Annotated in this window: 12 protein-coding genes and 2 tRNA genes; 10 read left to right on the top strand and 4 right to left on the bottom strand. The window is 74.0% G+C overall.

The genetic code is table 11. From position 1 onward, the window contains the following. Positions 1 to 67: 67 nt before the first annotated feature. The 5 genes from V1634_RS08505 (at position 68) to arfB (ending at position 4,572) form a co-directional block, all read left to right on the top strand. Positions 68 to 1,117, top strand: a complete 1,050-nt coding sequence (locus tag V1634_RS08505) for an AAA family ATPase (protein WP_331207186.1) — start codon at positions 68 to 70, stop codon at positions 1,115 to 1,117. 107 nt (positions 1,118 to 1,224) lie between these two features. Beyond that, positions 1,225 to 2,214 carry a DUF58 domain-containing protein gene (locus V1634_RS08500; protein WP_331207362.1) on the top strand — a complete coding sequence of 330 codons (990 nt, stop codon included), beginning with the start codon at positions 1,225 to 1,227 and terminating at the stop codon, positions 2,212 to 2,214. Beyond that, positions 2,211 to 3,170 carry a VWA domain-containing protein gene (locus tag V1634_RS08495; RefSeq protein WP_331207185.1) on the top strand — a complete coding sequence of 320 codons (960 nt, stop codon included), beginning with the start codon at positions 2,211 to 2,213 and terminating at the stop codon, positions 3,168 to 3,170. The genes V1634_RS08500 and V1634_RS08495 overlap by 4 nt, the downstream gene beginning before the upstream one ends. A gap of 86 nt (positions 3,171 to 3,256) precedes the next feature. After that, entirely contained in the window at positions 3,257 to 4,132 is an 876-nt protein-coding gene (locus tag V1634_RS08490; protein ID WP_331207184.1) for a S1C family serine protease, read from the top strand. A 17-nt stretch (positions 4,133 to 4,149) separates the two neighbouring features. Further along, the gene (arfB, locus tag V1634_RS08485) at positions 4,150 to 4,572 is read left to right on the top strand and encodes an alternative ribosome rescue aminoacyl-tRNA hydrolase ArfB (RefSeq protein ID WP_331207183.1); all 423 of its coding nucleotides are present in this window, start codon (positions 4,150 to 4,152) and stop codon (positions 4,570 to 4,572) included. Between the two features lie 59 nt (positions 4,573 to 4,631). Here arfB and V1634_RS08480 read toward each other — a convergent pair whose 3' ends face one another. After that, positions 4,632 to 5,669, bottom strand: a complete 1,038-nt coding sequence (locus tag V1634_RS08480; RefSeq protein ID WP_331207182.1) for an aminotransferase class V-fold PLP-dependent enzyme — start codon at positions 5,667 to 5,669, stop codon at positions 4,632 to 4,634. Positions 5,670 to 5,762: 93 nt separating this feature from the next. Between V1634_RS08480 and V1634_RS08475 the strand changes: the two genes are divergently transcribed. Further along, positions 5,763 to 6,479 (top strand): TetR/AcrR family transcriptional regulator, encoded by a 717-nt coding sequence (locus V1634_RS08475; RefSeq protein ID WP_331207181.1) that lies wholly within the window; start codon positions 5,763 to 5,765, stop codon positions 6,477 to 6,479. A 61-nt stretch (positions 6,480 to 6,540) separates the two neighbouring features. Continuing rightward, positions 6,541 to 7,299 carry an SDR family oxidoreductase gene (locus V1634_RS08470; protein WP_331207180.1) on the top strand — a complete coding sequence of 253 codons (759 nt, stop codon included), beginning with the start codon at positions 6,541 to 6,543 and terminating at the stop codon, positions 7,297 to 7,299. Positions 7,300 to 7,318: 19 nt separating this feature from the next. Here V1634_RS08470 and V1634_RS08465 read toward each other — a convergent pair whose 3' ends face one another. Further along, positions 7,319 to 8,200: a 3-methyladenine DNA glycosylase gene (locus V1634_RS08465; RefSeq protein ID WP_331207179.1), complete on the bottom strand. Its 882-nt coding sequence runs from the start codon at positions 8,198 to 8,200 to the stop codon at positions 7,319 to 7,321. An 81-nt stretch (positions 8,201 to 8,281) separates the two neighbouring features. Then, complete coding sequence (locus tag V1634_RS08460; protein ID WP_331207178.1) at positions 8,282 to 10,150, bottom strand: hypothetical protein; 1,869 nt, start codon at positions 10,148 to 10,150, stop codon at positions 8,282 to 8,284. Positions 10,151 to 10,316: 166 nt separating this feature from the next. Between V1634_RS08460 and V1634_RS08455 the strand changes: the two genes are divergently transcribed. The 3 genes from V1634_RS08455 to V1634_RS08445 all read left to right on the top strand — a co-directional run bounded on the left by V1634_RS08455 (position 10,317) and on the right by V1634_RS08445 (position 11,448). Then, positions 10,317 to 11,114, top strand: coding sequence for a fumarylacetoacetate hydrolase family protein (locus V1634_RS08455; protein WP_331207177.1), 798 nt, complete (start codon positions 10,317 to 10,319; stop codon positions 11,112 to 11,114). Positions 11,115 to 11,217: 103 nt separating this feature from the next. Continuing rightward, a tRNA-Gln gene (locus tag V1634_RS08450) sits at positions 11,218 to 11,292 on the top strand. Positions 11,293 to 11,375: 83 nt separating this feature from the next. Continuing rightward, positions 11,376 to 11,448 (top strand) — tRNA-Glu (locus tag V1634_RS08445). Positions 11,449 to 11,751: 303 nt separating this feature from the next. On the opposite strand, the gene V1634_RS08440 is transcribed toward V1634_RS08445, so the two are convergent. Continuing rightward, on the bottom strand, positions 11,752 to 12,438 hold the full coding sequence (locus tag V1634_RS08440) for an IclR family transcriptional regulator (protein ID WP_101370253.1): 687 nt from the start codon (positions 12,436 to 12,438) through the stop codon (positions 11,752 to 11,754). Positions 12,439 to 12,483 lie beyond the last annotated feature (45 nt).

Below are 12,483 nucleotides of genomic sequence, written 5' to 3'. Positions count from 1 at the left end.
GACGGAACTTGTCACGACCCCGCGGTGACCGCGGGTTTGCCGCCGACGAGGTCGGGAAGCCCGCACCGTGACGGACATGTCAGACACCGTGGCCACCCGCCCCAGGCCGGTCGAGACGGCTTCCGCCGGCCCCGAGCTGGAACAGGCCCTCTTCGAGGTCAAGCGGGTGATCGTCGGGCAGGACAGGCTCGTGGAGCGGCTCTTCACCGCGTTGCTGGCCGACGGGCACTGCCTGCTGGAGGGCGTACCGGGGGTGGCGAAGACCCTCGCCGCGCAGACCCTGGCCGTCGCCGTCGGCGGGACCTTCTCCCGGATCCAGTTCACCCCGGACCTGGTGCCGTCGGACATCGTCGGTACCCGGATCTACCGCGCCTCGTCCGAGAGCTTCGACGTGGAACTGGGCCCGGTGATGGCGAACCTGGTCCTCGCCGACGAGATCAACCGGGCGCCGGCCAAGGTGCAGTCGGCGCTGCTGGAGGCGATGGCCGAGCGGCAGGTCTCGATCGGCGGGCGCAGCTATCCCGTGCCGGAACCGTTCCTGGTCCTGGCCACCCAGAACCCGATCGAGTCCGAGGGCGTCTACCAGCTACCCGAGGCACAACGCGACCGGTTCCTGCTGAAGGTACTCGTCGACTACCCCACCGACGCCGACGAACTCGCCATCCTCTACCGGATGAGCGCGGAGCGGCCGACCGCACGGCCCGTACTCGACGCGGAGCGGTTGCGCGCGCTCCAGGACCGGGCCTCCCGGGTCTTCGTGCACCACGCACTCGCCGAATACGTCGTACGGCTGATCCTGGCCACCCGCGACCCGGCCCGGTTCGGGGTGCCGGAGGTGGCGCCGCTGCTCGCGTACGGGGCGAGTCCCCGGGCCACCCTCGGACTGGTCGCCGCCGCCCGGGCACAGGCGCTGCTGCGCGGCCGGGACTACGTGCTCCCGGATGACGTACGCGAACTCGCCTGCGACGTGATCGCGCACCGGCTGGTGCTCTCCTTCGACGCGATCGCCGACGGCGTACCGGCCGAGTCGGTGGTACGCCGGCTGGTCGAGGCGGTCCCGCCGCCCCGGATCGCGCCGAGCCGTGAGGAACAGCGGCGCGGCCTGGCGGTCGCGTGAGCCGGGTCAGCCGGATCGGTCGCCGGGTCAGCCGGATCGGTCGCCGGGTCGGCCGGATCGGTCGGGACAGCCCGCCGGGCCGGGATGCCCGGCCGGGCCGGGACGGCGTGCCTGCGGGCAGTGGCGACCCCACCCTGGCACAGCTCGCCCCCGAGCACCGGTTGCGCCGGCTGGAACTGCTGGTCACCCGGCGGCTCGACGGGCTGTTGCACGGCCAGCACCTCGGCCTGCTCCCCGGCCCCGGCAGCGAGTTCACCGGCGCCCGGGAATACCGGCCCGGCGAGGACGAGGTACGCCGGATGGACTGGGCGGTGACCGCCCGGACCACCCTGCCGCACGTACGCGAGGTGGACGCCGACCGGGAACTGACCACCTGGCTGCTGGTCGACTCGACGCCCAGTATGGACTTCGGCACCGCCGAGCTGGACAAGCGGGAACTCGCGGTGGCCGCGACGGCGGCGGTCGGCTTCCTCACCGCCGGGGTGGGCAACCGGCTCGGCGCCCACCTGCTCGACGGCACCGGGATCCGCCGCTTTCCGGCCCGGACCGGCCGGACCCACCTGCTGGGCCTGCTCAACATGCTGCTCGCGGCGCACCGGCGGGACACCTCCGGGACGGCCCCGTCGTTCGCCGACGCGGTGACCACACTGCACCGGGCCACCACCGGGCGGGGGCTGGCGGTGCTGGTCTCCGACTTCCTCGACGGGCTGCCCGAGACCGAGGGCGGCACGCCGGCCTGGGAGCGGGCCGTGCGGCGGCTCGGGGTACGCCACCAGGTGCTGGCGGTCGAGATCGTCGACCCGCGCGAACTGGAACTGCCGGACGTCGGGCTGGTCACGCTGGTCGACCCGGAGACGGGCCGGCGGCGCGACGTGTCCACCGCGGACCGTCGGCTCCGCCAGCGGTACGCCGACGCGGCGGCCGGCCAGCGCGAACTGGTCCGGCAGGCGTTGCGCCGCGCCGGTGCCGCGCACCTGTCGCTGCGTACCGACCGGGACTGGGTCGCGGACATCGTCCGGCACGTACACACCCAGCGGCGGCTGGCCGGCACGGCCCGGCCGCCCGTGGCACCACCGGTACGGGGAGGCGCGGCATGACGTGGCAGTCTCCGGAGCGGCTGTTGCTGCTGCTCGGTGTGCTCGGACTCGGCATCTGGTACGTGGTGCTGCAACGGCGCCGCAGCCGGTACGCCGTCCGCTTCACCAACCTGCGGCTGCTGGACCGGGTCGCGCCGGACCGGCCGTCCTGGCGCCGGCACCTGCCGGCCGGGTTGTTCCTGGCCATGATGGCGCTGCTGGTGGTCGGCTTCGCCCGGCCGGAGGCGGAGGTCAGGGTGCCCCGGGAGCGGGCCACCGTGATGGTGGCGGTGGACGTCTCGACCTCGATGCTCGCCACCGACGTCGAGCCGGACCGGCTGGCCGCGGCGAAGTCGGCGGCGCACCGGTTCGCCGAGACGCTGCCGGACGAGTTCAACGTCGGGCTGGTCGCCTTCGCCGGCAGCGCGGCGGTACTCGTGCCGCCCGGCACCGACCGTTCGGTGCTGCACTCCGGGATCAGGCGGCTCGCCGAGGGGAGTACCGGGGTGCAGGGCACCGCGATCGGCGAGGCGATCGGCACCTCGCTGGAGGCGATCAAGACCTTCGACACCCAGGCCGCGAAGAACCCGCCGCCGGCCCGGATCGTGTTGCTCTCCGACGGGGCGAACACCTCCGGACGGGACCCGATGGACGCGGCCGACGAGGCGGTGCAGGTGGGCGTACCGGTGCACACCATCTCGTTCGGCACCGCCTCCGGCTATGTCGCCCGGGGTGGCCGGCCGATCCGGGTACCGGTGGACGGTCAGACCCTGCGGGCGGTGGCCGAGCAGACCAAGGGCGGCTACCACGAGGCGGGCACCAGTGCCGAGTTGCGTGCCGTGTACGAGGACATCGGGACCTCGGTCGGCTACCGCACGGAGAAGCAGGACGTCTCCGCCCGGTTCATCGGCATCGGGCTGTTGCTGGCGCTGGCGGCGGCGGGTGGCTCGATGGCGTGGTTCTCCCGGCTGCCGTAGACCGGCCCGGCCCGGCTCGGCCCCGCCGAGGCGGAACCGGCACACCCGCCGGCCTGATCCGACGACGGACTGACGAGGAGTGAGCTATGGCAACGCAGACCGGACTCGGCGAACCCCGCGGTCCATGGTTCATCTCACCCGACCTGGAACCGGACGGGCGCGGTGTTCCGGGCGTACCCGGTGCGGCGCTGGCGGTCGACCGGGCGACCCGGCGGCGGCGGGCGCTGCTCGCCGCGCTGGCCGTGGTCGCGCTCTCCATCGGCTCCGGCGGCCTGGCCGGCGGCTGGGTGGCCAGCCAGGAGCCCTCGGGGCAGCCGGGCAGGGCGGCGCAGGCCGCGATTCCGGCCGACCTGGTGGCCGCCGCCGCGCAGGTGGTGCCCGGCGTCGTCTCGGTGATGGTGGCCGGGGGCGGCAAGTCGGCCAGCGGTTCCGGGTTCGCCATCGACGACCTGCAGCACATCGTCACCAACGACCACATCGTGGCTCGGGGCGGTGGCGGGGAGCCCGACGGCGCGGTGATGGTGGAAACGTCGGACGGCCGGCAGTTCCCGGCCCGGCTCGTCGGCCGGGACTCCAGTAGCGACATCGCGGTGCTCCGGGTGCCGCCGTCGGCCGGACTGACGGCGCTGCCACTGGCCAAGCCCGGGGCCACCCGGGTCGGTGAGCCGGTCCTCGCGGTCGGCTCCCCGCTCGGGCTCGCCGGCACGGTGACCGCCGGCATCGTCAGCGCGCTGGACCGGCAGGTGAAGCTCGGCGACAACCGGCACAGCGCGGTGCAGACCGACGCCTCCATCAATCCGGGCAACTCGGGTGGTCCGCTGGTCAACGCCCGGGGCGAGGTCGTCGGGGTGAACACCGCGATCGCCACCATCGACGGCAGCGGGTCGATCGGGATCGGCTTCGCCATCCCGATCGAGCAGGTGCAGCAGACGGCGGACACCATCATCGGCAAGGGCGGCTGAGCCGTACGGTTGACGTCATGGCACCCCTGACCATCCGACCGGGCCTCGTCATCCCGGAGGCGGAACTGAACTGGCGGTTCTCCCGGTCCAGCGGCCCGGGTGGACAGGGCGTGAACACCACCGACTCCCGGGCGGAACTCTCCTTCGACGTGGTGAACTCGACGGCGCTGCCGGAGCGGCTCAAGACTCGGGCGCTGGACCGGCTGGAGGGTCGGCTCGTCGACGGGGTACTGACGATCTCGGCGTCGGAACACCGGGCCCAGCTCCGCAACCGGGAGGCCGCACTGGCCCGGCTCGCCGCGCTGCTGGCGGACGCGGTCGCGCCGCCACCGCCGCCGAGGCGACCCACCAAACCGAGTCGCGGCGCCAAGGAGCGCCGGCTCGCCGAGAAGAAGCGCCGGGGCCAGATCAAGCAGCTACGCCGCCGCGACGGGGACTGACCTCCCGGCGGCTGCCACCCCCGCGACGTGACGTCAGGGCGGTCTGGACGTCAGCGGGGTCAGGAGGTCAGGGCGGCCAGGGCCAGGTCGACGTCGTGCTCGCTCGAGTAGAGGTGGAACGAGGCGCGTACCCGGCCGGCCCGGACCGCCGCCCGGACCCCCGCCGCCGCCAGCTTCTCCGCCGCACCGGGCACGTCGACGGTGACGATCGCGCTGTCCCGGGGCGGCTGGCCGAGCCCGGCCAGGAACCGGTTGGCCAACCTGACGTTGTGCTCCCGGATCGCCGGCAGGCCCACCTCGACGAGGAGTTCCAGGGCCGGAGCCGCGCCGACGAAGCAGAACCAGGCGGGGGAGAGGTCGAACCGGCGGGCGTCGTCGGCCAGCCGCAGCGGCGGCCCGTAGTAGGAGGCGTGCGGGTCGGAGCCGGCGTACCAGTTGGCGGCGAGCGGGGTGATCCGGTCCCGGATCCGGGGGGCCAGGTAGCCGAACGCGGCCCCGCGCGGCGCCATCAGCCACTTGTACGCGCCCACGGCGACCACGTCGGCCCGGCCGGCGTCGAACGGCAGCCAGCCGCAGCCCTGGGTGGCGTCGACCACCACCAGCGCGTCGTGCGCCTCGGCGGCGGCCAGGATCTCGTCGTAGCGGGCGACGGCGCCGTCCGCCGACTGGACCAGGCTGAACGCGACGAGGTCGGTGTCGGCGTCGACCGCCTCGGCGAGCCGGTCCGCCGGCACGGTGCGGACCCGTACGCCGCGCTCGGCCTGCACCAGCCAGGGGAAGAGGTTGGAGGTGAACTCCACCTCCGGCACCAGCACGGTGGCTCCGGCGGGCAGCGCGGCACCGACCGGGGCGAGCAGTTGGGAGACGGTCGCCCCGACGGTCACGTCCGCAACCGGTACGCCGACCAGCCGGGCGAAGGCGGCCCGGGACCGGGCGGTCGAGGAGTCCCAGCCCTCCCAGGAGGTATGCCCGGTGCGCCAGTCGGCGAGGGCGGCCTGGAGCGCCTCCCAGGCCGGCTCCGGGGGCAGCCCGTAGCTGGCGGTGTTCAGCCAGCCCGGCTCTGGTTTCCACAACTGTCGCGCCTCGGCCAGATCCACTCGGCCAGCGTAGTACGGCCGTGCCGGGTGGCTGTAACGACGATTACACGTCCACGGTAGCAGTGGTACGGCCACCGTGTTATCGTCGTTTACGTGGATACGAGAACGCGGATTCTGCGGGCTGCGGCCGACCTGCTGTCCCGCTCCCCGGAGGCGGACCTGCTCACCCGGGCGGTCTGCGAGGCAGCCGGGGTGGGCGCTCCGGTGCTCTACCGCCAGTTCGGTGACAAGGAGGGGCTGCTCGCCGCCGTGGTCGACTACGGCTACGAGCAGTACCTCTCCGACAAGCGGGCCGCCGTCCCGTCCGACGACCCGGTGCAGGATCTCCGCAACGGCTGGGACAACCACGTCTCGTTCGCGCTGGAGAACCCGAACTTCTACCGGCTGATGTACTCGCCGGGGCTCACCACCCCACCGGCCGCCGCGACCGAGGCGCACCAACTCCTGCTCGGCGTGCTCGAACGCTGCGCCGCGGCCGGCCGGCTCCGGATCAGTCCACAGACCGCCGCCCAGATGGTGATGCCGGCGACCGTGGGGGTGGCACTGCTGCTGATCACCCGCCCGACCATCTACACCGACGCCGCCCAGGTGTCGGCCCGGGTACGCGAGGCGATCGTCACCGCCATCGTCACCCCGGACCCTTCCGCCGGACCGCAGCGCAGCGCCGAACCGGGTGCCGAGGTCGCGGTGGCCGCCGCGAACCTCGGCGCGCTGCTGCCGGCGCTGCCGGACAGCCCGCTCTCGCCGGCCGAGACCGGCCTGCTGCTGGAGTGGCTGACCCGACTCGCCGACCGGCCCGTCGGCGGCTGACCCGCCCCCACCCCCGAAACGGCGCAGACAGCGAAACCGTACGAACAGCAAGGAGACTCCTGTGTCCATCCCGTCCGTCCCCGCCACCCCGAACGCTCGCACCGCCGTCGTCACCGGCGGCTCGCGCGGGATCGGCCGCCGGGTCGTCACCCGGCTCGCCGCCGACGGCTTCGCCGTCGTGGTCGGCTACGTCGGAAACCAGGCCGAGGCCGAGGCCGCGGTCAAGGAGGTCGAGGCGGCCGGTGGCCGGGCGATCGCCGTACGGGCCGACGTGGCCGACGAGCACGCCGTCGCCGGACTCTTCGACACCGCCGAGCGGACCTTCGGCGGCATCGACGTGGTCGTGCACGTGGCCGCCCGGATGCCGCTCGCCCCGCTCGCCGAACTCGACCTGGCCGACCTGGACAGTCTGCACCGGACCAACATCCGGGGCACCTTCGTCGTCGACCAGCAGGCGGTACGCCGGCTCCGCCCCGGCGGCGCGCTGGTCAACTTCTCCTCCTCGGTCGTCGGCCTCGCCTTCCCGAACTACAGCGCCTACGCCGCCAGCAAGGGCGCGGTCGAGGCGATGACCCTGGTGCTGGCCCGGGAGATGCGCGGCCGGGACATCACCGTCAACGTCGTCGCACCCGGGCCGACCGCCACCGACCTGTTCCTGGGGGCCAACAGCGAGGAGCGGATCGCCCAGCTGGCGGCCCAGCCACCGCTGGAGCGGCTCGGCACTCCCGACGACATCGCCGAGGTGGTGGCCTTCCTGGTCAGTCCGGCCGGGCACTGGGTCAACGGCCAGGTGCTGCGGGCCAACGGCGGCATCATCTGACCCGGGCGGCGCCCGGCCGTCAGTCGACGCCGGCCGCCGCCAGCGCGGTGAGCAGTCGGGCCCGGAGCGGGGCGGCCCGCTCGGCGAAACCGCGCTGGGCGGCGGCGTACTCGGCCCGGCCCTCGGGCGTCTCCACCCGGACCGGCGGGTAGCCGAGCGCGGCCAGGTCGTAGGGGCTGGCCCGCATGTCCAGGGCGCGGATCTCCCGGGCGAGCGCGAACGCGTCGGCGACCAGTTCGCTGGGCACCAGCGGGGAGAGCTTGTACGCCCACTTGTAGAGGTCCATGTTGGCGTGCAGGCAGCCCGGCTGCTCGTTGTCGGCTTGCGTCTCGCGGCTCGGGGCGAGCAGGTTCAGCGGCCGGGCCGGCGCGGTGAAGAACCGGTACGCGTCGAAGTGGCTGCACCGGATCCGGTTCTCCTCCACCACCCGGGCGGTCCGCTCGGGCGAGAGCCGCAGCGGCCAGGCGTTGTGCCGCACCTCCGTCTGGGTCTGCCGGTAGACCATTGCCCATTCGTGCATCCCGAAGCAGCCGAACTGGCCGGTCCGGCCGGCGGTCCGGGTCAGCAGGGTGCGGATCCAGCCGACGGAGTCGCCCCGGCGCCCGCGTACCGCCTCGGTGTCCAGGGTGAGGCCGGCGTCCCCGGCACGGTAGTCCCGGCCGAACTCGGCCGGGTCGGCGTCGCGGAGCGTTACTCCGGCGCCGGGATGCCACCGGCGCAACTGTGCCGGCCGGTGCGAGTAGTAGGTGAAGAGGAAGTCTTCCACCGGGTGCCGGGTGCCGCTGCCGCGCCGGGCCAGGTGCGGCGCCAGCCACTCGTCCACCCGCCGCTCGTGGGCCGCCCGCCGGGTGCGCCAGTCCGCCGCGTCGAGCACGACGGTACGGGCGAGAGCGGCGGTCACCGCTCCAGGGTACGGCGGGCCGGGACGCCCCTGGCCAGCGCGGCAGCTCGACGCGGTGTCGACCTCGTCCGGCCCGCCGACCTAGTGCGGCACGTCGATGCTGACCCCGGCGGAGAAGACGGCGCTGCGCAGCTCGATCCGGGTCGGTTCGACCGCACCGGTCGAGGCGAAGACGAGCGGCATGATCATGCGTCGACCGGCCGGTACCGGCTCGGCGAACGGGTCCTTTCCGGCGTTGGCGATCTGGGTCGCGGGTACGTCGGCGCCGACCCAGTCCCCGCTGGGCAGGTACGCCCGTTGCAGGGTGCCGTGCCACTGCTGGCTCTTGTCGGTCAGGTTGCGTACCCCGAGGATCGCCTGGCAGCCGCCGGGTGCCGGCGGGCAGACCAGCCGGTAGACGGTGAACTCGAAGGCGCTCTCCCGCAGGCTCGTACCGACCGGCCCGGCCACGGTCCTGCCCACCCACGCCCCGCTGGACGGCTGGCGGTTGGCGTTGATCGCGCTCACCTGGCTCGAGCCGGTCCAGGCGGTGAGCGCGGCCAGGGCCACCGCCAGCAGGGCGGCCGAGCCGACCGCGGCCCACGCCGGGGGCCTCGGACGCCGTCGGGGCGGCCGGTAGGTGGTGGCCGGGTGCGGTGCGGGGCGGGCCCGTCCGACCACCGGGGCGAGGTCCTCGGCGGTCGGCTCCGGCGGCTCCGGTACGGGGTCCTCGGCCGGCTCCCCGACGTCGATCGGCGCGGGCGTGCGGGGCGGTACCGGTGCCCGCCCGACGTAACGGGCGCCGCCGGCGATCCCGACCAGACCGCCCGGTTCGTCAGCACCGGGTTCGACCGGTCCCTCCGCCCTGGCCAGCCCGCCGTCCCGGAGCAGCCCGCCGCCGTCGGCCACGCTGTCGGCCAGCCCGGCGCCGTCGAGCGGGTTGCCGGTCATCGCGTCGTCGGCCGGTCGCCGCTGCTCCAGCGGTACGCCGCCGGTGGTCGCGCCCACGGTCTCGTCCCCGGTCCGGTGGGCGGTCGCACCGAGATCGCCAGCCGCCGCACGCTCCGCCGCACCGCCGATCCGGGGGTGGCCGGTGGCCCGCCGCACGCTCTCCGGTACCGGGATCTTGTGGTCTCCGCGTACCCGCGCCCGGGCCCGGGCGATCGGGTTGCCGGAACGGCGGATCCGCCGTTCCGCGGCGGCGGCCTGCCGCTCGGCGGCGCGCCGCTCCGCGGCCTCGCGCTTCGCGGCCCGGTTGGCGGCCCGCCGGTCCGCACCGGTCACGGGTGCCTTGTTGACCTGGCCGGCGGCGCGCCGCCGCCGCAGTCGCCGCCACCAGAGTGCGCCGCCGGCCGCGGCGAGCAGCGCCAGTACCGCGAGGGCGGTACCCAGCAGAGTGCCCCGGCGCCACCAGGGTGGGGCGGCGGCGGCTCCCTGGGCCTGTGCCGCGTCGTCCGGGCCGGGGCCGGCGGCGGCCGCCCGGGCCCGGTTCCAGGTCGCGGTCGCGCAGTCGTACGGCATGTTGCCGCCCGCGACGAAGGCGCAGGCCGGGGCGGTGACGTCGGCACCGCGCGCCGGCGGTACGAGGGTGGTGCTGAGCAGCGCGGTGCTGCGGCCGCCGAGCTGGACCTGCCAGACCACCTCGGTACCGAGCTGTCCCGGCATGGTGCCGGGCGCGCTGGCCGTACCGCCCTGGCTGATCATGGACGGGGTGGCGCCCGGTGGCAGTTCCTGCCGTACGGTCGTCTTCACCATGCCGTCGGTACCGTTGCGTACCCGGATCTCGTAGCGGGGCGCCGGATCGCCGGACGTGGCCATCGCGACGGTGATCAGCGGACTGGTCGGCGCGGGGGCGCCGGCCGCCTGGGCGGGGGCGCCGGCCGCCTGGGCGGGGGCGCCGGGCGCGGTGGCGAACAGCAGGCAACCCGCGATCACCGCCCCCACCGCACGTAGTCGGATCGATGCAGGCATCACGAAGTCTCCTCCCGTCCCGACGCTAAGCCGGACGGGTGGCCGGCCGGCGGGGAAGGATCGAACCCCGGTCGGCGGCCGGCCCGCTGCGGTATGGTGCCGCCCCGCCGCATGCCCACCGGCGCCGGCTCCCGGTGGAGGCTCCTGGTGGGGATAGATTGGCGGCGTGCGTATCGCTCGTTTCGCTCATGCAAAGGGAATGTCGTTCGGCGTGGTCGAGGGTGACCCGGAGGGCGGCCCCGAGGGCCTGACGGTGGCCGAGATCGACGGCCACCCGTTCGGCGAGATCCGGTTCACCACCGCCCGCTGGGCGCTGGCGGACGTCCGGCTGCTCTCGCCCATCCTGCCGAGCAAGGTGGTGTGTGTCGGACGCAACTACTCCGAGCACGCCGCCGAGCTGGGCAACGAGGTACCGGCCGAGCCGCTGCTCTTCCTCAAGCCGTCGACCTCGGTGATCGGGCCCCGGGACGCGATCCGGTTGCCGGCCCAGTCCAAGCAGGTCGAGCACGAGGCCGAGTTGGCCGTGGTGATCGGGCCGCCGGGGGCGCGTCGGGCGGACCGGGCCGCCGCCGCCCAGGCGATCTTCGGGTACACCTGCGCCAACGACGTCACCGCGCGGGACCTGCAACGCTCGGACGGCCAGTGGACCCGGGCGAAGGGCTTCGACTCGTTCTGCCCGCTCGGCCCGTGGATCTCGACCGGGATCGACGTCAGCGACGTCGAGGTCCGCTGCGAGGTGGGTGCCGACGAGATGGAGGTACGCCAGCTCGGCCGGACCAGGGACATGGTCTTCGACGCCGCGACCCTGGTGTCCTACATCTCCCACGTGATGACGCTGCTCCCGGGCGACGTGGTGCTGACCGGTACTCCGGCGGGGGTTAGTCCGATCGTGGACGGGGATACCGTCACGGTCCGCGTCGGCGGTATCGGCGAACTGTCGAACCCGGTGGTGACCCTCGACTGAGGTCCGGTGCGGGCGGCGGCGGCACGTCGCCGCCCGGTACCGACCCGATTTGGTCTCCACCACCGGGTCCGGTAAAGTTCGCTTTCGGTGCGACGAGCACCGATGGGGTATGGGGTAATTGGCAGCCCGACTGATTCTGGTTCAGTTAGTCTAGGTTCGAGTCCTGGTACCCCAGCCACCGAAGCCCGAAAGGGCAACGGTAGCTGGTCTCTGGTAGAGTTCAGCAGCGTTGATCGCAAGGTCAACAAAGGGAAAAGTCCTGGCCCCGTCGTCTAGCGGCCTAGGACGCCGCCCTCTCAAGGCGGTAGCGCCGGTTCGAATCCGGTCGGGGCTACGACCGACGGCCCGCGTCACCTCAGGTGGCGCGGGCCGTTTCCGTCGTTGCCGGCACGCACGCTACTCGGGGCCGTTCCGCGCTCGTCCGGCCGGACCGGGCCGGTCAGTTCCCGATGTCGAGCATGGCACACCAGCCCCGACCTGGTAACCGAAACGAACCACTTGCGGTCGGCGGACTCTCGGGCAGGCCGTCGGTTGCGCCTGCCCGACCGCTCGGACGACGCCCGCCTGCCACGCGCAGCTGTCGGGCCGGGTGCGCAGGCGGGGCGCCCTTGGGGCTGGGTGCGTCGACGGCGGCTGCCTACAGGCCGCTGAGGCGTTGGCCGGCCCGTACCACGGCCATCGCGTGCCGGTCGCCGGGACGCCGGCCGAGCCGCTCGATCGGCCCGGAGATGCTGATCGCCGCGATCACCCGTCCGGTGCGGTCCCGGATCGGCGAGGAGACGCTCGCCACTCCGGCCTCCCGTTCGGCGACGCTCTGCGCCCAGCCCCGGCGGCGTACCTCGGCCAGGGTGCGGCCGGTGAACTTGCAGCGGGGGAGGAGCGGCATGACCGCCTCCGGCGGCTCCCAGGCGAGCAGGATCTGCGCGGCGGAACCGGCCGTCATCGGCAGTACCGAGCCGACCGGCACGGTGTCGCGCAGCCCGCTGGCCCGCTCGGCGGCGGCGACGCAGATCCGCTCGTCGGCCCGGCGCAGATAGAGCTGGGCGCTCTCGCCCGTCGCGTCCCGGAGCGCCGACAGCAGCGGCTCGGCCGCGGTCAGCAGTACGTCGGGGGCGGCGTTCGCCAGCTCGCCCAGGCGCGGCCCGGGACGCCAGCGTCCCTGGGTGTCCCGGACCAGCATCCGGTGGATCTCCAGGGCCTGGGCCAGGCGGTGGGCCGTGGCCCGGGGCAGCTTGGTGCGATCGACGAGTTCGGCCAGGCTGGCGCCGTCGACGCAGGCGGCCAGGATGACCACCGCCTTGTCGAGAACGCCGACACCGCTCATACTGTGTCCCACAAGCCGAAACCTACCTCCCAGAATTTAGGATGT

The sequence above is a fragment of the Plantactinospora veratri genome (genome assembly GCF_036421995.1).
Lineage (GTDB): Bacteria > Actinomycetota > Actinomycetes > Mycobacteriales > Micromonosporaceae > Plantactinospora > Plantactinospora veratri.
This window is presented reverse-complemented; position numbering and strand designations above follow the sequence as displayed.